Genomic DNA, 19,424 nt, shown 5'->3' with positions numbered 1-19,424 from the left:
TCAGCCGGTGACGACTAGCGCTTCGAGAACTGCGAAGCCTTGCGGGCCTTCTTGAGACCGGCCTTCTTGCGCTCGATGACGCGGGCGTCACGGGTGAGGAAGCCGGCCTTCTTGAGGGTCGCGCGGTTGTTCTCGCGGTCGATCTCGTTCAGGGTGCGGGCGATGGCGAGGCGGAGCGCGCCGGCCTGACCCGAGGGGCCGCCACCGGTGATGCGGGCGACGACGTCGTACGAGCCGAGGAGCTCGAGGACCTTGAACGGGTCGTTGATGAGCTGCTGGTGCAGCTTGTTCGGGAAGTAGTCCTCGAGCGAGCGACCGTTCACGACGAACGTGCCGGAGCCCGGGACGAGGCGAACGCGCGCGATGGCCTCCTTGCGGCGCCCGACGGCACCGCCGGAGACGTTGAGGATCTGACGGGGAGCGGCCTCGGCAGCGGCGGGTGCGCTCTCCGTGGTGAAGCTCTCCGGGGTCTGGTCGAGGGAATCAGCGATCTGAGCCATGAGTTTCTCTATGTCCTTGAAGTCGTCGTGGCCGGAACTACTGTGCGACCTGGTCGAAGATGTACGCCTTGGGCTGCTGCGCGGAGTGCGGGTGCTCCGCGCCGGCGTAGACCTTCAGCTTCTTGAGCTGCTCGCGACCGAGGGTGTTCTTCGGCAGCATGCCGCGGATCGCCTTCTCGACGGCGCGGGTGGGGTGCTTCTCGAGCATCTCCGGGTAGGAGGTCGCCGTCAGGCCGCCCGGGTAGCCCGAGTGACGGTAGTAGACCTTCTTCGCGAGCTTCGAGCCGGTCAGGGCGACCTTGTCGGCGTTCACGATGATGACGTAGTCACCCATGTCCATGTGCTGGGCGAAGGTGGCCTTGTGCTTGCCGCGCAGGAGCGCCGCGGCGTGGGTGGCGAGACGGCCGAGGACGACGTCGGTGGCGTCGATGACGATCCAGTCGTGCTGGACGTCTGCCGGCTTCGGTGAGAACGTGCGAGTCACAGGAGTGCTGCTTTCGTGTCGAGGTGAGGAGTCCGTGAATCCCACTCCGGTCGGGGTTCCCCGCGGCAGAAGCCGGCGGAACGCCCGGGTGGAGGGCTCATCTGACTGTCCGGCGCGCGTGGCGCACAGACCAAGGTGAGAGCCTAGCGGATACGGGTCGCGTCGGTCAAACGCAGCCACTGCCGGACGGGAGGCCCGTGACCGCCTGGCCACGGGCCTCCCGTCCGTCCTGCACTCGCGCCCACGGCGCGTGGTGACTACGCGGCGGCGGTTGCCGCCCTGCGGCGGCGCACGATCACGACGCCGGCACCCGCCGCGAGCAGCAGGAACGCGACCAGCGCTCCGGCACCGAGCCCGGAAGCACCCGTGAACGCGAGCTGTCCGTCCGCCGTGATCGTGATCGGGGTCCAGCCGATCAGGCTCCCGTCAGCAGCCGTCACCGCGAGCCGGTGCGCACCAGCGGGGGTATCCGAGGGGATCGTCACCCGCACGGTGCCGTCGGCCGCGACCACCGCGGTCCCGATCAGCGTCGGGGTCGAGAACAGCCACACGTCGACCGTGTCACCGGCAGCCGCCGAGCCGACCGTCACCGTGATGGTCTCCCCCGCACGGGCCGTCGCCGGGGCGGACACCCCACCGCGGTTCGCCTCGGTCAGGAGCGACTCCGACGGTGCCGCCGGGCCAGCCGGAGGGGTGATCCCGTCGACCGGCGGCACCGGGGTCGGAGTCGGAGTCGGAGTCGGAGTCGGGGTCGGCGTCGGCACCGGGGTCGGGTCCGTCCCGGGGTCCGTGCCCGGGTCCGTCCCCGCGGCGTCGAGGTCGAAGCCGACCAGGATCGGGTCGTGATCGCTCGCGCGGAACACGTCGTCGGTGTACAGGTCCGACGCGTTGTAGTTGTAGCGGCTGTACTCCAGGCCCACCGACTCGACCGAGTTGATGTTCCAGATGTCCACGCCCGTGACCGTCTCGGCAGCGGCGGGTGAGGCGAACACGTGGTCGAGCGACCCGCTCAGGCCGGAGAACACGTACGAGTACTCGGTGGCGTCGAGCGCCGGGCCGAGGTCGGTGTAGCCGGCGTCGTCGAGGACGACCACCGGGTCCTCCTTGCTGTAGGCGTTGAAGTCGCCGAGCATGAACACCTTGTCGGTGCCGTACTGCGCCTGCATGTCGGTGGAGAAGGTCACGAGGGCCTTCGCCTGCCGCACCCGGTCGGCGTTCGAGGCGCCCTGGCCGTCGCCCTGGTCGGCGTTCTCGCCGGTCCCGGACCCCTTCGACTTGAAGTGGTTCGCGATCACCAGGAAGTCGTCGTCCGCGGTGCCACCGACCGGGCGGAACGCGTCCGCGACGGGCTGGCGGGCGTTCGTGAAGGCGTCGTCGAGCAGGATCGTGGACTCGCCGACGGGTGCGACACGGTCCTGCTTGTAGATGAGCGCGAGGCGGATGACGTCCTCGCTCGCCGGCACGGTCGCGGGCGACTTCGCGTACGCCCAGGTCTCCTCGCCGGTGGCGGCGTTGAGCGCGTCGACGAGGGTGGCCACGGCGGCGTCGCGGTCCTGGCCGAAGCGGGCCGAGTTCTCGATCTCCTCGAGCGAGACGACGTCGGCGCCGAGGCCGTTGATCGCCTTGACGATCTTCACCTGCTGACGCAGGAAGTCCTCTTCCTCGGCAGCACCGCGGGCGTCGCAGCCGGAGTTGACCGTGACGGGGTCGCCCGCGCGGTCGGTGTAGTACGAGCAGCCGGTGAGCTGGTCGCCGGTGGTCGGGAAGTAGTTCAACACGTTGAACCCGGCGAGCTTGAGGTCGCCGCCGACGTCCTGCGGCGTCGCCTGCCGCACGGTCGAGAACGACGCGGGCAGGTCGGCTGCCGGGGTCGCGCCGGTGATCGGCGCGGTCGGCTGGAACTTCCACCCGCTGTTGCGGTAGTCGAGGACGACCGGCTGCGAGAACGTGGCGGTCGCGCCGACGGTGACCGGGCCCTGGGTGAGCCACGACACCGGGATGCCCTGGTTCGCCTTCGTCAGGAAGTTGGTGCTGGCACCGTCGTCGAGCGTCACCTTGCGCGCGGCGTTCGACGCCGCGACGGCCTTCGCCTCGGCGCTGCCCGGACGGCCGACCTCGGTCGGCTGGACGAGCCGGCCCGCACCGCTGGCGAGGACGACCTCGCCGTACTGGTTCGTCGTGTAGTTGTCGGCGACCGTGTAGGAGCCCTGCGGCGCGATGAGCATGCTCTCGAGCGACTCCCGCTGTGCGTCCGAGGACGGGAACGCGACCGCGGCGGGCTGCGGGGCGACGACGGTGTCGGCGAGCTTCTCGAAGGACGCCGCGCTCGACACCGTGAGCTCGGTCAGGCCGAAGTACTCGGAGACCGCTCCGGTGACCCGCACGTGGTCGCCCTCGGCCACCAGCCCGGCGGTCGCGGACGAGAAGACGAAGACGGCGTCCGAGGCCGTGTGGGTCCCGAGGTCGATCGCGCCGCCGGTGCCCGGGGTCTGGATCGTGTAGCCGTTGAAGCCGCCGGACGCGTAGACCGCGGTGACGACGCCGTCGGTGGTGACGGTCTTGCCGGCGTAGGGCGAGGTGTCCGTGGTGCCCTGCAGCTGGGCGATGGTGACGGCCTCGGCGGGCGCGCCGGGGTCCGTCGGCTCCGTCGGGTCGGTGGGCTCGGTCGGGTCGGTCGGCGCGGTCGTCGCACCGGCGGCGTTCCGCGGCGTCAGGGTGGTCGTCACCGAGAAGTCAGCGCCGTTGTCGTCGGTGTCCGTGGTGCCCTGACGCACGAGGCCGTTCGGCACGCCGTTCGCGCCCTCGACGGTGCGTACCGTGCCCTCGTACGTGTTCGAGGCGCCGTAGCCGAGCAGGTCGACGACGCCCGCGGTACCGGTCGGCACCGGGCCGGCGGCGAGCGCCAGCGGTGTGGCGGCGTTCGACAGCACGATCGTGCCCGTCGTGCCGGAGGGGTTCAGCGACGCGGTGTCGTCCGCCGTCGGCAGGTCCGCACCGACCGCGGTGGCCCCGCCGTTGCCGGCCATCGACACCAGGAAGGTGCCCTCGGCCGGGACCGTGCCCTCGAGCGCGCTCGTCGAGAAGGCGCCGGTGCTCGTCGCCGAGCGGTACTGCAGCGACCAACCGTCGAGTGGCACCGGGGCGTCGGTCGGGTTGCCGATCTCGATGAACTTCTGGTTGTAGAAGGCGCCGTTGCTGCCCGCCTTCAGGTAGGCCTCCTCGATGACGAGGCCGCTCCCCTCGGGGTTCGCGGTGGCGGCGGTGACGGTGACGAGCGGGGCGGCGAGGAGCGTCGCGGCAGCCGTGGCGCACAGCAGAGTGCGCCCGAGGAGGTTGGGCATGCCGGCACGCTACCGACCTGCGGAGTCCCTCAGGTTGCGTCGAGGTAAATGATTGCGCTCGGCAACATCAGGGACGGGTGCTCACTCGCGCCGCGCCCGCGTCTGCTCCGCCCGCCCGGCGAGCTCCCCGTCCGCCGGGTACCCGACCTCGGTCAGGGTCAGTCCCCTGGCCGGCGCGGTCTTGAACGCGCTCGTCCGCGTCTCGGCGACGCGGAGCTCCTCGAGCCGCTCCGGCCCGAACCGCCCCTCGCCCACGGCGATGGTCGCCCCCACCATCGCACGCACCATCGAGTGGCAGAACGCATCGGCCTGGAGGCGCGCCACCAGCACGCCGTCCGGCTCGCGGTCCCAACGGAACTCCTGCAACGTCCGGATGGTCGTCGCGCCCTCGCGCGGCTTGCAGAACGTCGCGAAGTCGTGCAGCCCGAGCAGCCGCAGCGCACCGCGCTCCATCGCTGCCGGGTCGAGGCTCGCCCCGTGCCAGACCGTGTGCCCGCGCCGACGTGGATCGCGCGGGGCGTCGGCGTCCGCGATCCGGTACTCGTACCGTCGCCAGAGCGGCGAGAACCGGGCGTCGAACCCGTCCGGCGCGAGCGAGGCCCGGGTGACGACGACGTCTCCCTCGGGTGCCGCGATGCCGTTCACGCGTTTGACGAGTCCGTCGAGCGGCGAGCGTCCCGAGCCGCGCTTGGCGCTGAGCGCGTCCAACTGCTCGGCGGACAGGTCGAGGTGCGCGACCTGTCCGGTGGCGTGCACGCCGGCGTCGGTGCGTCCGGCGACGGTGAGCAGCGGCGGCTCGCCCCACCGGGTGAAGACGGTGGCGAGGGCGGCTTCGAGCGCGCCCTGCACGGTCCGCAGGCCGGGCTGCCGGGCCCACCCGGAGAACGCGGCCCCGTCGTACGCGATGTCCAGCCGCAGTCGCACCGTTTCGCTCACGTCCCCACGGTAGCCATGTCAGCGCCACGTCAGTGCCGCGTGAGCGCCCCGCGGCACCATCGTCCTCGACATCGACGAAAGGACATTCCGATGACCACGACACCGCTCGCGGTGGAGGCCTCCGGCCTCGTGAAGACCTTCGGGACGAACCGCGCAGTGGACGGTGTCGACCTCCGCGTGGAGGCCGGCACGGTCTACGGCGTGCTCGGTCCCAACGGCGCCGGCAAGACCACCACCATCTCCATGCTCGCGACCCTGCTCAAGGCCGACGGCGGCGAGGCCCGGATCTTCGGGCACGACGTCCGGCGTGAGGCGCAGACGGTCCGCACCCTCATCGGGGTGACCGGTCAGTACGCCAGTGTCGACGAGACGCTCAGCGCGACCGAGAACCTGGTGGTCTTCGCGCGCCTGCTCGGGCTGTCCCGCGCCGACGCGAAGCGCAAGGCCGTGGAGCTGCTCGAGCGCTTCGGGCTGACCGAGGCCGCGTCGCGCCCGCTCAAGAACTTCTCCGGTGGCATGCGTCGCCGGCTGGACCTGGCCGCGAGCCTCATCGCCCAGCCGCCGCTGATCTTCCTCGACGAGCCGACCACGGGGCTCGACCCCCGGACCCGTGCGCAGATGTGGGACACCATCCGCGAGCTGGTGGCGACGGGGTCGACCGTGCTGCTGACGACGCAGTACCTGGACGAGGCGGACCAGCTCGCCGACCGCATCGCGGTGATCGACCACGGCAAGGTGGTCGCCGAGGGCACGAGCGACGAGCTGAAGGCCTCGATCGGGAGTTCGTCGCTGCAGCTCCGCCTGACCGATGTGCTCCGGCTCGACGCCGCGCGCACGATCGTGCGGAACACCCTCGGTGTCGACGCGGTGGCCAGCCCCGAGGGTTCGCGCCTCACCGCACCGATGTCGGACCCGGACCGTGTGACCGACCTGCTCGTGTCGTTCCGCGAGGCCGGCATCGCCCTCGCCGAGATGAGCGTGCAGAAGCCCACCCTCGACGAGGTCTTCCTGACCATCACGGGTGCTCCGGCGACCACCGACGACGACACCGACAGCACTGACCGCGAACTCGCAGGGAGCATCGCATGACCACCATCACCACCCCCACGGGCACCGCTGCGCCCCGGGTCACCCCGCGCCCCGGCGTCGGTGCGAGCGGTCTCGGCGCCACCGTCCGGCAGTCGCTCACGATGGCGTACCGCGGCCTGATCAAGGTCCGGCGCACCCCGGAGCAGCTGTTCGACGTCACCCTGATGCCGATCATCTTCACCGTGATGTTCACGTACATCTTCGGTGGCGCGATCGCCGGTGACGTCGCGAGCTACCTGCCGATCATCATCCCCGGCATCCTCGTGCAGACGAACATCACGTCGTCGATCGTGACGGGCGTGCAGCTGCGCGAGGACATGGACAAGGGCGTCTTCGACCGCTTCAAGTCCCTGCCCATCGCCCGGATCGCCCCACTCGCGGGTGCGTTGCTCGCCGACACCGTCCGGTACGCGATCGCCACCACGATCACCTTCACGGTCGGCATCATCATGGGCCTGCGTCCGGCCGGCGGCTTCGGCGCGGTCGTCCTGGCCGGGTTGCTGGTCATCGTCGTCGCCTGGGCGATCAGCTGGATCTTCGCCTACTTCGGCGTCGTCGCGCGGACGGCGTCGAGCGTCTCCGGCATCTCCAACATGGTGCTGTTCCCGCTGACGTTCCTGTCGAACGCGTTCGTGCCGGCGGACACCCTGCCGGACTGGTTGCGCTGGTTCTCCGAGGTCAACCCGATCTCGCACCTGATCACGGCGGTCCGCGACCTCGTGAACCACGGCACGGTGGGCGTCGACCTCTGGATCAGCCTGCTCGGCGCAGCCGTCGTCGTCGCGGTCTTCGCACCGCTGACGGTCCGCGCGTACATGCGGAAGGCCTGACGGGCGCCGTCAGCGCACGCGGAACCGCAGCTCCTCGAGCAGGAGCCGCGCCTGCGAGACGGCCTCGGCCCGGTTCGATCCGGCCGAGGCCGTCTCGGCGTCCGCCGGCACCGTGGCGCCGAGGGCGTCGGCCAGCACCTGCCGCATCCGTGCGTGTGCGAGCACGCCGAAGTCCTGCCGCGAACCGAGTCGGATCGCCAGCCCCCAGCACCGGGCTGCGTGCTCCCGCTGTCCGTCACGGGCGGCGGCGAGCGCCAACCCGAGCAGGGCGGTGCCGATCACGGGCAGGTCCAGCCACCACGGGTGGACGCGCAGCATCACGAGCGCACCGACGCGCAGGCGTCTCGCGACCGGCACGTCGTCGACCGGGAGGCCCGGCGCGGCTCCGTCGGACCGGCGCACCGCCGCCTCGTCCCGCGCCGCGATCCGCGCCGAGCCCACCATGAGCGTCCAGTGGGGTGTCTGCTTCCGCAGGGGCAGCACGGAGTCCCACGCGCGGGCGTACTCCGCCGCCGCGTCGTCGAGGGCTCCCTCCCAGCGCGAGCACTCCGCGCCGATCGCCATCGCGAGGACACCGATCTGCACCCGGTCCTCGTCGAAGCCGCCGCGGGCCTCGACCGGCCGGTGCTGCAGGTCGTCGGCGACCTGCCGGGCACGGACGACGTCGCCGGTGCTCGCGGCGCAGAGCCCGACGGTCCAGCCGATCTCGTACAGGTCGTCGTCGGCCCCGAACCGTTCGAGCTGTTCGCGGGCGACCTCGGCGGAGCGCAGGGCGTCGGCGTGCCGGCCGGTCTGCGCCAGGAGCTGGGTCATCGTGACGGCGATCGACCCGGTGGTCCAGGCGTCGTCACTCGTGCGCGAGAGGGTCGCGGCGCGGGTCGCGTACCGCAGGGCGTCGGCGGACTCCCCGTCGTTCTCGGCGAGGGGCGCGCTGAGCATGTTCGCCAGGCAGGCGACACCCGGCTCCGGGTCGTCGCGGTAGCGGGCGAGCAGGGTGTGACCGTCGGCCGGTCGCCCCAGGGTGAGCAGCAGGGCCGCCTGGGCGTCGAGCACGGCGAACCCGGTGGTGCCGTCGCGCATCACCCGGCGCAGCGTCGACACCGCCAGGGCAGCGGTCCGCTTGTCACTGAACGCGGACGACCCGCCGGTGACCACGAGCCCGAGCACGGTCGCGGCACGGTCCTCGGCCACCGGTCCGGTACGGCGCAGGACGGGGACGACCTCGGGGCCGAGTGCGACGACCTCGCCGTGCGCCCCGCGCAGCGACCAGTAGCCGCCGAGGGCCGCGAACAGGTGCGCGACCGCCGAGGTGTCGTCGGCCGCCAGGCTCCAGCGGAGCAGGGTGACGAGGTTGTCGGATTCGCGGGCGACCTCACGGAACCGGTCGAGCTGTGCGGCACCCGTGATCGTGAGCAGGTTGCGGTCGGCCGCGAAGTCACGCCCCCAGCCGATCATCGCCGTGCGGACGGCCTCGGTCGCACCGCGCGCCTCGAGCCGGGTGGCCCCGAACTCACGCACGGTCTCGAGCAGCCGGTACCGCACGGGCTCGCCCTCGTGCTCGACGAGCTGCACGAGCGACTGTTCCACGAGTTCGGCGAGGTCGTCGAGCGCATCCGCCCGGCGGTCCGGAGCGGCGACGGCCTCGACCGCGTCGACCGCGAGCCCGTCCGGGAACAGTGCCAGACGCGTCAGCAGGTCCTGCGCCCCGTCGTCGAGCAGGCGCCAGCTCCACTCGATCACGGCGAGCAGGGTCCGGTGCCGCTCCGGGGCGCTCCGGTCGCCCCCACGCAGGAGCGCGAACCGGTCGTCCAGTCGGCGCTCGATCTCGTCGGCACTCATGCCGCGGATCCGAGCCGCCGCGAGTTCGATGGCCAGTGGCGAGCCGTCGAGCCGCGTGCAGATCCGGCGAACGGCGTCCACGGGCAGCACGGCTCCGGGTCGTGCGGCCCGCGCCCGCTCGGTGAACAACCGGACCGCGGCGCCGTCGGCCTCGACGGGCAGCGGCGCCAGGGGAGCCACGACCTCACCGGCGATGGCGAGCGGGGCGCGCGAGGTCGTCAGGATCCGCAGGGTGGGCACGGTCGCGAGCAGGTCCGCGGCGAAGGCGGCGACCTCGGCCACCAGGTGTTCGCAGTTGTCCAGGACGAGCACGGTGGGTCCGTCGGCGAGTGCTCGCACCACGCGGGTGCGCAGGTCTGCGGCGACGGCGTCCCGGAGCGACCGGGTGGACCGGAACTCGGCGATCCCGAGCAGTGCTCCGAGTGCCGGCACGACGTCGTCGCCCGTGGCGAGCGGCGCCAGCTCGAACACGACGACGCCCTGGGTCGACGGCAGGTCGGCTGCGACCGCCTGTGCGAGGCGGGTCTTGCCCAGCCCACCCGCACCGAGGATGGTGACCAGCCGCCCCGTGGACAGCAGGTCCGCCACGGCGACGAGGTCCTCCTGCCTCCCGACCAACGTGTTCGGCGCGGCACGCAGCCCGATGCGCCGGACGCTGCCCGTCGCGGGGCCGGACCGGCGCAGCAACTCGGCGTTGAAGCGGACCAGGTCGGCCGAGGGATCGGCGCCGAGTTCGTCGGCAAGTCGGTCGCGGTGCGCCGCGAAGACGGCGATGGCCTGGCTCGTGCGGCCGGCCGCGGCGAGGGCGCGCATCGAGCCGGCGACCGCGACCTCGTCGTAGGGGTCGGCGGCGGCTTCCGCCGCCCAGAGTTCGGCGGCCTCGTCGGCGTGGCCCTCGTCGAGCAACGTGCCGCCGAGCGCCCTGCGGAGCGTGCGACGGATCGCTGCGGCACGGTCCGTGAGCGCGGCACCCAGGTCCCCCTCGACGTCGGCGCCCGGATCGCCGCGCCAGAGGTCGAGTGCAGCGCGGACCGCTGCCGGTCCCGCGACGCCCGTGGCACGCTCGGCGCGGGCGAGGTCGACGTCCTCGGGGTCGCCGCCCAACGCGTACCCGGTGCTCGTCGACACCACGAGGCCCTCCGCCACGCTCCGGCGCAGACGGGACACGAGCGTCTGCAGCGCCGCGCGGGCGCCCCGCGGCTGCGCGTCCGGCCAGAGTTCCTCGATCAGGGACTCGGTGGTCAGGGCGTGACCGCGCGCGAGCACCAGTGCCGTCAGGAACGACCGTGCGAGCGCGCCCGGCACCGCCGTCTGCTCGCCGTCCGCACCCGTCACCGTGACCGGTCCGAGGACGGCGATGCGGGGTGGGACGGTCACGGTGCGAGTCTACGGAGCACGGGTCGTGCCGGATCTCGTGTCAGCCGCGCGGACGGTGGAACGCCGACGGGCCGGTGCGGGTGTCGAGGTTGTCCGTCGCGCGGCGCTCGGACTCCACGATGCCCCGCAGTGCCACCAGCGCCGACGCCGTCACCGCGACGTGCGAGGGGTTCTCGCGCGAGGCGTCGAGCGCGTGCTCGAGCCGCTCGATCGCCTCGTCGCCCTCGTCCTCCGGGCAGTCCCCGCGGATGACGCATGCGAGCTGGCGGATCGCGGCGGCCAGCGGCTCCGTGAAGGCCGGGTCGGGCCGGCCGAGGTTCGAGGAGACCGGACCGGACCGCGCCACGAGCTCGGTGAGGTCGGTCGTGTACCAGGCGACGCGCTCCAACGCGCGGAACCTGGCGCCGTCCTGCTGCAGCCGCGCGCGGGACCCGCGGAGCGCCCCACGCGGGTTGATCTTCCGGCTCTCGTGGGCGACGGACACCCGCGCGCGCACGTCGGCGATCGCACGGTCGAGCTTGTCCTGCTGCCGGTTCCAGGCGTCCTCGTCCCGCTTGCCGCTCTCCAGCACGTCCGCCAGGCCTTCCAGGTGCGCGGCCAGCACGGCGTTCACCTCGTCGATCCGGCGCTCCGCGTCCCAGAAGTGCAGCGGCGGGAACACCAGGAAGTTCACGAGCAGGCCGACGACCACGCCGATGCCCATCTGCACCAGGTACCCGAACGAGTAGCCCTCCGCGTTGGCCCCGCCGACGAGCAGCACGAACAACGCCGCCGTCGAGACCCAGGTGCTCCCCTCGCCGAGCACCCGGAACCCGCCGACGAGCACCCCGATGCCGACGGCCAGGGCCACGGCGAGGATCCCCGGGTCCCCCACGAGCATCGTGAAGCCCGCGACGGCGATGCCCAGCAGGATGCCGACGAGCGTCTGGATGCCGTTCCGCAGTCCGGCGTAGACCGTCGTCTGCATCGCGACGATCGCCCCGAGGGGTGCGTAGTACGGGTAGTCGGACGCGACCCCGGGCACGTGCCTGGCGATGACCCAGGCCAGTGCCGCGGCGCCGGCGGCCTTGGCTGCGTGCAGCAGTCGCGGCTGCGTGCCGGACGTGCGGCTCCACCGCCATGCGCGGCGACCGACTCCCGCGATGTGTTGGAACTCCATGTGGTGACTCTCCCTGTCGGGCGGACACGCTACGGGGCGCCCACTGGGAAGGCGACGGTCCTGCGTTCTCCGGACGTCGGGGCGGCTGACGGCCCCCCGGACACGACGAAGCCCCCACGACCTGGGTCGCGGGGGCTTCGTCGTGGTGACGCGGGGTGCTACTTGGCGTCGTCGCTCTTCTCGGCGGCGTCGGCCTCGACCTCGGCAGCAGCCTCGGTCTCGGTCTCCGACTCGACCGGAGCGGACTCCTCGGTGGTCTCGGTCTCCTCGACCGGGGCCTCCTCGGTGGTCTCGTCGGCGGCCGGCTCCTCGACCGGAGCGGCGGCGGCCGGAGCCGCGGTGCGCTTCACCGGCGCGGGCGTGCCCGAAACCGGCTCGAGGACGAGCTCGATCGACGCCAGCGGGGCGTTGTCGCCCTTGCGGAACCCGAGCTTCGTGATGCGGGTGTAGCCGCCCTGACGGTCCTCGACCTGCGGGGCGATCTCCGTGAACAGCGTGTGCACGACGGACTTGTCGCGCAGGGTCGCGATGACCCGACGACGAGCGTGCAGGTCGCCGCGCTTCGCGAACGTGATGAGCCGCTCGGCGACCGGGCGGAGGCGCTTGGCCTTCGTCTCGGTGGTCGTGATGCGACCGTGCGTGAAGAGGGCGTTGGCGAGGTTGCTCAGGAGCAGGCGCTCGTGAGCGGGACCGCCACCGAGGCGGGGGCCCTTGGTGGGCTTCGGCATGTCAGTTCTCCAGTGGTGAAAGTGGTGCGCGCGGTGTCAGCGCGCTTGCGCGTGAGCGCGAGATCAGTTGTTGGACTCGTCCTCGTCGTACCCGCTGTAGAAGTGGGCGCCGTCGAATCCGGGGACGGTGTCCTTGAGGGACAGGCCGAGCTCGGTGAGCTTGTCCTTGACCTCGTCCACCGACTTCTGACCGAAGTTGCGGATGTTCATGAGCTGCGTCTCCGACAGGGCGACGAGCTCGGACACCGTGTTGATGCCCTCGCGCTTCAGGCAGTTGTAGCTGCGGACCGACAGGTCGAGGTCCTCGATCGGCGTCTGCAGCTCGTTCGAGAGGACGGCGTCGACCGGCGCGGGGCCGATCTCGATGCCCTCTGCGGCCGTGTTGAGCTCGCGGGCGAGCCCGAACAGCTCGACCAGCGTGCGACCGGCCGACGCGATGGCGTCACGCGGCGTGATCGCCGGCTTCGACTCGACGTCGACGACCAGGCGGTCGAAGTCCGTGCGCTCACCGGCACGCGTCGCCTCGACGCGGTAGGTGACCTTCAGGACCGGCGAGTAGATCGAGTCGATCGGGATCTGACCGGCCTCGGAGAACTCGGAGCGGTTCTGCGTGGCCGAGACGTAGCCACGGCCACGCTCGATCGTGAGCTCGAGCTCGAACCGCGCGGTGTCGTTCAGGGTCGCGATGACGAGTTCCGGGTTGTGGATCTCGACGCCGGCCGGAGCGGAGATGTCCGCTGCGGTGACCTGACCGGCACCCTGCTTGCGCAGGTAGGCGGTGATCGGCTCGTCGTGCTCGCTGGAGACGACGAGGCTCTTGATGTTGAGGATGATCTCGGTGACGTCTTCCTTGACACCGGGGACGGTGCTGAATTCGTGGAGGACACCGTCGATGCGGATGCTGGTGACAGCCGCGCCGGGGATCGAGGAGAGGAGCGTGCGGCGCAGCGAGTTGCCGAGGGTGTAACCGAAGCCCGGCTCGAGCGGCTCGATGACGAAGCGCGAGCGGTGCTCGGAGATCGACTCCTCGGTCAGGGTGGGGCGCTGTGCAATGAGCACTGTGGGATTCCTTTCGGCGAAGTGTCCGCTATATGACACTTGGCGGTACGACGGGGCCGCGTGGGCCCCGACGGGTCTGTTGAGTTGTGATCACGCGCACCGATGTGCGCGATCGAACGACCAGGAATGGCCGCGGGCCCTGCCCGACCCCGTCAGGGGACGAGCAGGGCGCGGCCGGTTGCTCCTCGCGTCAGACGCGACGACGCTTCGGCGGGCGGCAACCGTTGTGCGCCTGCGGAGTGACGTCGTTGATCGAGCCGACCTCGAGGCCAGCGGCCTGGAGCGAACGGATCGCGGTCTCGCGGCCCGAACCCGGACCCTTCACGAAGACGTCGACCTTCTTGACGCCGTGCTCCTGCGCCTGACGCGCAGCGGACTCGGCGGCGAGCTGCGCCGCGAACGGCGTCGACTTGCGCGAACCCTTGAAGCCCACGGCACCCGAGGACGCCCAGCTGAGGACGGCACCCGACGGGTCGGTGATGCTGACGATCGTGTTGTTGAACGTGCTCTTGATGTGGGCCTGGCCCACTGCGACGTTCTTCTTCTCCTTGCGGCGCGGCTTGCGCGCGGCAGTCTTGGGGGTAGCCATCGGGGTCTCCTATCGAGCCTTCTTCTTGCCTGCCACGGTGCGCTTCGGTCCCTTGCGGGTACGCGCGTTGGTCTTGGTGCGCTGACCGCGCACCGGGAGACCACGACGGTGGCGAAGACCCTCGTAGCTACCGATCTCGACCTTGCGGCGGATGTCGGCGGCCACCTCGCGGCGGAGGTCACCCTCCACCTTGAAGTTGCCCTCGATGAAGTCACGGAGGGCGACGAGCTGGTCGTCGGTCAGGTCCTTGACGCGGATGTCACCGGAGATACCGGTCTCGGCGAGTGCCTGGACCGCGCGGGTACGGCCGACGCCGTAGATGTACGTGAGTGCGATCTCCACGCGCTTCTCGCGCGGGATGTCGACGCCTGCTAGACGTGCCATGTGATGGCTGCTCCTGTTGTCGATGGAGGTGTGGAGCAGTACCGGTGCCCGGGCCTCCGACCCGAGGTGTCCCCCGGCCGTCGTGCGGCCGGGTTCTGGTACTGCGTTGTCGATCTTCAGTTGTGGGTCGTGCTCGAGCAGCCTGCTGTCCGAGGGACAGCGTCGGTGCCGGTCACGCGCCCGGGACTAGCCCTGGCGCTGCTTGTGACGCGGGTTGCTCTTGCAGATCACCATGACGCGGCCCTTGCGGCGGATCACTCGGCAGTGCTCGCACATGGGCTTGACGCTGGGGTTGACCTTCATTGTTCTTTCCTCGTGCTCGCTGGCTTCGTGCGCGGCAGGATTGCCGAGCCGTTCCTTTCCAGCTCGCGGATCACTTGTAGCGGTAGACGATCCGGCCGCGGGTCAGGTCGTACGGGCTCAGCTCCACGATCACGCGGTCCTCGGGGAGGATGCGGATGTAGTGCTGGCGCATCTTCCCGGAGATGTGCGCGAGGACCTTGTGTCCGTTCGTCAGCTCAACGCGGAACATCGCGTTGGGCAGAGCTTCGAGCACCGAGCCTTCGATCTCGATGACGCCGTCTTTCTTGGCCATAGCCTCACTGTCGCTTGGTTGTGGAACAGGTGTGATCCCCGAACCGGTCTGCGGGTCGGTCGCCACACCCGAGAGGGCATGACACACCAAAGATCGATCTTATGTGGTAAACCCGCAATTGCCAAGTGCAAGCACGGCACGCCCCCTCACCTGGGGCTTCCGGTGACGTGCCTGAGTGTTCCACAGTGGTTTGACGGCGCGCTCCGGGCCCGCGCTTGCGCCAGGACCGTAGCGTTGCTCCGCAGCCACGTCCGCCGCCGACACACCCTGCGCGGACCACCGAACGGAGACCACGTGCCCGACGTCACCCGACGCCCCTTCGCCGCACACGGCAAGCTGGCCCGCCGCCGCGGCTGGACCACGCTCGTGACCGTCGTGGCCTCGGCGTTGGCCGTCGTGCTGGTGAGCGGGACGAGCGTCGCCGCCATCGCCGGCGCCCAGCTGGCGACCGCACCGCAGACCGTGCAGCTCAGCACCGACGACCAGAGCACCGCGAAGACCGCCGACATCACGGCGATCAAGGGCGGCGCGAACATCCTGCTCATCGGCAGCGACACCCGCGTGGGGCAGTTCGACTCCGACGAGGACGTCGAGGGTGCCCGCAACGACGTCACGATGCTCATCCACATCTCCCAGGACCACCAGCAGCTCACCGCGGTCAGCTTCCCCCGCGACCTGATGGTGCCGATCCCCGCGTGCACCAACCCCGCGACGGGCACCACGTACCCCGCGTCGACCTCCGCCATGTTCAACACGGCACTCGGCAACGGCGGCGTCTCATGCGTCGTCGACACCGTCGAGAACCTCACCGGTCTGAGCATCCCCTACGCCGGACTCATCACCTTCGACGGCGTGATCGAGATGTCGAACGCTCTGGGCGGCGTCGACGTCTGCGTCGCGGAGCCCATCGACGACACCTTCACCGGCCTGCACCTGACCGCCGGCTCGCACAACCTCGAGGGCTCGGACGCGCTCGCGTTCCTGCGCACCCGTCACGGCGTCGGCGACGGCAGCGACCTCGCCCGAATCAGCTCGCAGCAGGTGTTCCTGTCGGCCCTGCTCCGCAAGGTCACGTCCGACGGGACGCTGTCGAACCCCATCACCCTCTACAAGCTCGCCGGCGCGGCCCTGTCGAACATGACGCTGTCGGACGGTCTGGCGCAGACCCGAACCCTCGTCGGGCTCGCGTCGGCACTGCGCGGCATGAGCACCGCCAACATGCTCTTCGTGCAGTACCCCGTCGCCGACGACCCCGACGACAGCGCGCGCGTGATCGTCGACCAGGAGACCGCCCACACCCTCAACGTGGCGCTGCAGAACGACGTGAAGTCGTCGCTGAGCGACTCGAGCACCGGGCGCGCGTCCGAGGAGTCGCCGACCGCCGGGGGCACCGCGACGAGCACACCGTCGACCGGCACGACGCCGTCCGACGCGAGCTCGTCGTCCGCGTCGGGCGGCGCAGCGTCCGGTACGTCGTCCGCGCCGAGCTCGTCCGCCACCAGGACCGCGACGTCGACGCCGCTGCCGTCGTCGATCACCGGGCAGAGCGCCTCCGAGCAGACCTGCTCCGTCGGCAACTGAGCGCCGGACGTGGCCGACGGCGCGGCGCGCCCGGGCACTGGACGCACGCGCCTGCGCGCGGCGGCAGACGGGTCGGGAGCGAGCCGCGCCTCCAGGCCGTCACGACCGGGGCGGACGGGAGGCCCGACCTACGGGATCGGGACGGGCGTCACACCCAGCGGGGCCAGGCCCGCGGCGCCGCCGTCGGCGGCCGTGAGGACCCACACGCCGTCGGCGTGCACCGCGACGCTGTGCTCCCAGTGCGCGGCGTCCTGGCCGTCCGCGGTGCGGACCGTCCAGTCGTCGTCGTCCGTCGTGCTGTCGATCGACCCCGCCGTGACCATCGGCTCGATGGCCACCACCAGGCCGGGCTTCACCGCCGGCCCGGCGCCGCGGACGCGGTAGTTGAAGACCGGCGGGTCCTCGTGCATGGACCGACCGATGCCGTGCCCCGTGTAGTCCTCGACGATGCCCCACGAACCGGTCTCGTCGATCGCGTCCTCCACCGCAGAGCCCACCTCGTGCAGGTTCTTCGCGTGCGCGAGCGCTGCGATCCCGTGCCAGAGCGACCGCTCCGTGGTGTCGCAGAGGGTCTGCCGGGCGGCGGTGACGCTGGCGTCCCCGCCGGGGACGACCGTGGTGAACGCGCTGTCGCCGTTCCAGCCGTCGACCTCGGCGCCGGCGTCCACCGAGACGATGTCGCCGGGGGCGAGCACGCGGTCGCCGGGGATGCCGTGCACGATCTCGTCGTTGACGGAGACGCACAACGTGTGCCGGTAGCCGGGCACGAGCTGGAAGTTCGGGATCCCGCCGCCGGCGCGGATCGTCCGCTCGGCGATCTCGTCGAGCGCGCCCGTCGTGATGCCGGGCCGGATCGCGGCACGCACGGCATCGAGCGCCTCAGCGGTCAGCAGACCAGGCCGCACCATGGCGCGGAGCTCGTCGGGCGTCTTGTAGATCGAGGGCTTGCGGAAGCGGACCACGCCGGGTCAGACGCCCGCGGTGAGCCCGCGAGCCGTCAGCGCGGCCTGGATGCGGTCGCCGACCTCGTCGATCGGGCCGAGGCCGTCGACGTCGACCACGAGGCCACGGTCGCCGTAGGCACCGACGATCGGAGCCGTCTGCTCCGCGTAGACCTGCTGACGACGACGGATCGTCTCCTCGTTGTCGTCGCTGCGGCCCTGCTGCTCGGCCCGCTTGAGCAGCCGACCGACGAGCTCGTCCTGGTCGGCGACGAGCTGCACCACCGCGTCGATCCCGGTGCCCTGCTCGGCGAGCAGCGCGTCGAGGTACTCGACCTGCCCGACCGTACGGGGGTACCCGTCGAGCAGGAACCCGTCGGCCGCGTCCGCCTCGTTCAGGCGGGACTTCACGAGCTCGTTCGTCAGGGAGTCCGGCACGTAGTCGCCGGCGTCCATGATCGCCTTGGCCTGCACACCGAGCGGCGTGCCCTCTGCCACGTTCTTGCGGAAGATGTCACCGGTCGAGATCGCCGGGATCCCGAAGGACTCGGCGATCCGTCCGGCCTGGGTGCCCTTCCCCGCTCCGGGGGGTCCGACGATGATGAGACGTGCGCTCAACGGAGAAGCCCTTCGTAGTGACGCTGCTGCAGCTGCGAGTCGATCTGCTTCACGGTCTCGAGACCGACACCCACGATGATCAGGATGCTCGCGCCACCGAACGGGAAGTTCTGGTTCGCGCCGAACAGCGCCAGTGCTGCCAGCGGGATGAGCGCGATGAAACCGAGGTAGAGCGAGCCGGGCAGCGTCACCCGGGTGAGGACGTAGTCGAGGTACTCGGCGGTCGGACGACCGGCACGGATGCCGGGGATGAACCCGCCGTACTTCTTCATGTTGTCGGCGACCTCTTCGGGGTTGAAGGTGATCGCCACGTAGAAGTACGTGAACCCGACGATGAGCAGGAAGTACAGCACCATGTAGAACAGGTTGTCGCCGGAGACGAGGTTGTTCTCGATCCAGGTGACCCACGCCGCGGGCTCGGAGCCGTCGGACGGCTTGTTGAACTGCGCGACCAGGGCCGGCAGGTACAGCAGCGACGACGCGAAGATGACGGGCACGACGCCGGCCATGTTGACCTTGATCGGGATGTACGTGTTGTTGCCGCCGTAGGTCCGGCGACCGACCATGCGCTTGGCGTACTGGACCGGGATCCGCCGCTGCGACTGCTCGACGAACACGACGGCCATCATGATGACCAGTCCGACCAAGATGACGAACAGGAAGAGCTCGAACGACTGCGACTGCTCGATGGCCCAGAGTGCCGACGGGAACTGCGCCGCGATCGACGTGAAGATGAGGAGCGACATGCCGTTGCCGATGCCGCGCTCGGTGACGAGCTCGCCCATCCACATGATGAGGCCGGTACCGGCGGTCAGCGTGACGACCATGAGCATGATCGCGTACCAGCTGTCGTTCGAGATGATCGACGAGCAGGAGGACGACGCGTTCGTGCCGAAGAGGGCACCCGAGCGGGCGACCGTGATCAGGGTGGTGGACTGCAGCACGCCCAGCGCGATCGTGAGGTAGCGCGTGTACTGCGTCAGCTTCGCCTGACCGGACTGGCCCTCCTTGTAGAGGGAGTCGAAGTGCGGGATGACCACGCGCAGGAGCTGCACGATGATCGACGACGTGATGTACGGCATGATGCCGAGCGCGAAGACCGAGAGCTTCAGCAGCGCGCCGCCGGAGAACAGGTTGATCAGGTCGTAGAGACCACCCGACGACGAGGCGCTGGCGAGACAGCTCTGCACGGCCGCGTAGTCGACGAACGGTGCCGGGATGTACGACCCGAGGCGGAACAGCGCGATGATCGCGAGGGTGAAGCCGATCTTCTTGCGAAGATCAGGGGTGCGCATGATGCGCGCGACCGCTCTGAACACGAGGACTCCGAACTTCTGGGACCGGGGCCGACGATCGCGGCCGTTCCGGTGTCGG

At 70.7% G+C, this 19,424-nt stretch carries 18 protein-coding genes; 3 read left to right on the top strand and 15 right to left on the bottom strand.

Translation table 11 applies throughout. The features are described from left to right. Positions 1-14 precede the first annotated feature (14 nt). The 4 genes from rpsI to truA all read right to left on the bottom strand — a co-directional run bounded on the left by rpsI (position 15) and on the right by truA (position 5,261). Complete coding sequence (gene rpsI, locus EDF63_RS05255) at positions 15-500, bottom strand: 30S ribosomal protein S9 (RefSeq protein ID WP_111083442.1); 486 nt, start codon at positions 498-500, stop codon at positions 15-17. Positions 501-537: 37 nt separating this feature from the next. Then, entirely contained in the window at positions 538-984 is a 447-nt protein-coding gene (rplM, locus tag EDF63_RS05250) for a 50S ribosomal protein L13 (protein ID WP_071259898.1), read from the bottom strand. Positions 985-1,241: 257 nt separating this feature from the next. Then, positions 1,242-4,325 (bottom strand): ExeM/NucH family extracellular endonuclease, encoded by a 3,084-nt coding sequence (locus EDF63_RS05245; protein WP_123311760.1) that lies wholly within the window; start codon positions 4,323-4,325, stop codon positions 1,242-1,244. A gap of 81 nt (positions 4,326-4,406) precedes the next feature. Further along, complete coding sequence (gene truA / locus EDF63_RS05240; RefSeq protein ID WP_260232979.1) at positions 4,407-5,261, bottom strand: tRNA pseudouridine(38-40) synthase TruA; 855 nt, start codon at positions 5,259-5,261, stop codon at positions 4,407-4,409. A gap of 90 nt (positions 5,262-5,351) precedes the next feature. Here truA and EDF63_RS05235 point away from each other — a divergent pair, with 90 nt between their 5' ends. Beyond that, entirely contained in the window at positions 5,352-6,350 is a 999-nt protein-coding gene (locus tag EDF63_RS05235; protein ID WP_123311758.1) for an ATP-binding cassette domain-containing protein, read from the top strand. Next, complete coding sequence (locus tag EDF63_RS05230) at positions 6,347-7,180, top strand: ABC transporter permease (protein ID WP_123311756.1); 834 nt, start codon at positions 6,347-6,349, stop codon at positions 7,178-7,180. The genes EDF63_RS05235 and EDF63_RS05230 overlap by 4 nt, the downstream gene beginning before the upstream one ends. A 9-nt stretch (positions 7,181-7,189) precedes the next feature. Here the strand turns inward: EDF63_RS05230 and EDF63_RS05225 are convergent, their stop codons facing one another. From EDF63_RS05225 to infA, 8 genes are all read right to left on the bottom strand, one after another. Further along, positions 7,190-10,396: a BTAD domain-containing putative transcriptional regulator gene (locus tag EDF63_RS05225; RefSeq protein ID WP_123311754.1), complete on the bottom strand. Its 3,207-nt coding sequence runs from the start codon at positions 10,394-10,396 to the stop codon at positions 7,190-7,192. A 40-nt stretch (positions 10,397-10,436) separates the two neighbouring features. Further along, complete coding sequence (locus EDF63_RS05220) at positions 10,437-11,555, bottom strand: aromatic acid exporter family protein (RefSeq protein WP_123311752.1); 1,119 nt, start codon at positions 11,553-11,555, stop codon at positions 10,437-10,439. A 158-nt stretch (positions 11,556-11,713) separates the two neighbouring features. Further along, on the bottom strand, positions 11,714-12,283 hold the full coding sequence (rplQ, locus tag EDF63_RS05215; protein WP_123311750.1) for a 50S ribosomal protein L17: 570 nt from the start codon (positions 12,281-12,283) through the stop codon (positions 11,714-11,716). Between the two features lie 63 nt (positions 12,284-12,346). After that, positions 12,347-13,342: a DNA-directed RNA polymerase subunit alpha gene (locus EDF63_RS05210; protein WP_071259847.1), complete on the bottom strand. Its 996-nt coding sequence runs from the start codon at positions 13,340-13,342 to the stop codon at positions 12,347-12,349. A gap of 190 nt (positions 13,343-13,532) precedes the next feature. Further along, positions 13,533-13,931 carry a 30S ribosomal protein S11 gene (gene rpsK, locus EDF63_RS05205; protein WP_017885507.1) on the bottom strand — a complete coding sequence of 133 codons (399 nt, stop codon included), beginning with the start codon at positions 13,929-13,931 and terminating at the stop codon, positions 13,533-13,535. A 9-nt stretch (positions 13,932-13,940) separates the two neighbouring features. Beyond that, positions 13,941-14,315 (bottom strand): 30S ribosomal protein S13, encoded by a 375-nt coding sequence (gene rpsM / locus EDF63_RS05200; protein ID WP_058728274.1) that lies wholly within the window; start codon positions 14,313-14,315, stop codon positions 13,941-13,943. 186 nt (positions 14,316-14,501) lie between these two features. Further along, positions 14,502-14,618, bottom strand: a complete 117-nt coding sequence (gene rpmJ, locus EDF63_RS05195) for a 50S ribosomal protein L36 (protein ID WP_071276701.1) — start codon at positions 14,616-14,618, stop codon at positions 14,502-14,504. 70 nt (positions 14,619-14,688) lie between these two features. Next, positions 14,689-14,910 (bottom strand): translation initiation factor IF-1, encoded by a 222-nt coding sequence (infA, locus tag EDF63_RS05190; protein ID WP_017885509.1) that lies wholly within the window; start codon positions 14,908-14,910, stop codon positions 14,689-14,691. Between the two features lie 294 nt (positions 14,911-15,204). On the opposite strand from infA, the gene EDF63_RS05185 reads away from it, so the two are divergent. Then, positions 15,205-16,491 (top strand): LCP family protein, encoded by a 1,287-nt coding sequence (locus EDF63_RS05185; RefSeq protein ID WP_260232978.1) that lies wholly within the window; start codon positions 15,205-15,207, stop codon positions 16,489-16,491. A 128-nt stretch (positions 16,492-16,619) separates the two neighbouring features. Here the strand turns inward: EDF63_RS05185 and map are convergent, their stop codons facing one another. From map to secY, 3 genes are read right to left on the bottom strand one after another with little or no spacing between them, the layout of a single operon-like run. Beyond that, on the bottom strand, positions 16,620-17,453 hold the full coding sequence (gene map / locus EDF63_RS05180; protein ID WP_123311746.1) for a type I methionyl aminopeptidase: 834 nt from the start codon (positions 17,451-17,453) through the stop codon (positions 16,620-16,622). Positions 17,454-17,459: 6 nt separating this feature from the next. After that, entirely contained in the window at positions 17,460-18,050 is a 591-nt protein-coding gene (locus EDF63_RS05175) for an adenylate kinase (RefSeq protein ID WP_123311744.1), read from the bottom strand. Beyond that, on the bottom strand, positions 18,047-19,369 hold the full coding sequence (secY, locus tag EDF63_RS05170) for a preprotein translocase subunit SecY (RefSeq protein WP_111083457.1): 1,323 nt from the start codon (positions 19,367-19,369) through the stop codon (positions 18,047-18,049). The genes EDF63_RS05175 and secY overlap by 4 nt, the downstream gene beginning before the upstream one ends. Between the last annotated feature and the right edge of the window lie 55 nt (positions 19,370-19,424).

The sequence above is a fragment of the Curtobacterium sp. JUb34 genome, from assembly GCF_003755065.1.
Taxonomy (GTDB): Bacteria; Actinomycetota; Actinomycetes; order Actinomycetales; family Microbacteriaceae; genus Curtobacterium.
This window is presented reverse-complemented; position numbering and strand designations above follow the sequence as displayed.

Excerpts from the sequence above, each read along its gene's own strand:
- rpsI (WP_111083442.1), bottom strand. The coding sequence starts at position 500 with ATGGCTCAGATCGCTGATTCCCTCGACCAGACCCCGGAGAGCTTCACC.
- EDF63_RS05245 (WP_123311760.1), bottom strand. The coding sequence starts at position 4,325 with ATGCCCAACCTCCTCGGGCGCACTCTGCTGTGCGCCACGGCTGCCGCG.
- EDF63_RS05235 (WP_123311758.1), top strand. The coding sequence starts at position 5,352 with ATGACCACGACACCGCTCGCGGTGGAGGCCTCCGGCCTCGTGAAGACC.
- EDF63_RS05230 (WP_123311756.1), top strand. The coding sequence starts at position 6,347 with ATGACCACCATCACCACCCCCACGGGCACCGCTGCGCCCCGGGTCACC.
- EDF63_RS05220 (WP_123311752.1), bottom strand. The coding sequence starts at position 11,555 with ATGGAGTTCCAACACATCGCGGGAGTCGGTCGCCGCGCATGGCGGTGG.
- rplQ (WP_123311750.1), bottom strand. The coding sequence starts at position 12,283 with ATGCCGAAGCCCACCAAGGGCCCCCGCCTCGGTGGCGGTCCCGCTCAC.
- rpsK (WP_017885507.1), bottom strand. The coding sequence starts at position 13,931 with ATGGCTACCCCCAAGACTGCCGCGCGCAAGCCGCGCCGCAAGGAGAAG.
- rpsM (WP_058728274.1), bottom strand. The coding sequence starts at position 14,315 with ATGGCACGTCTAGCAGGCGTCGACATCCCGCGCGAGAAGCGCGTGGAG.
- rpmJ (WP_071276701.1), bottom strand. The coding sequence starts at position 14,618 with ATGAAGGTCAACCCCAGCGTCAAGCCCATGTGCGAGCACTGCCGAGTG.
- infA (WP_017885509.1), bottom strand. The coding sequence starts at position 14,910 with ATGGCCAAGAAAGACGGCGTCATCGAGATCGAAGGCTCGGTGCTCGAA.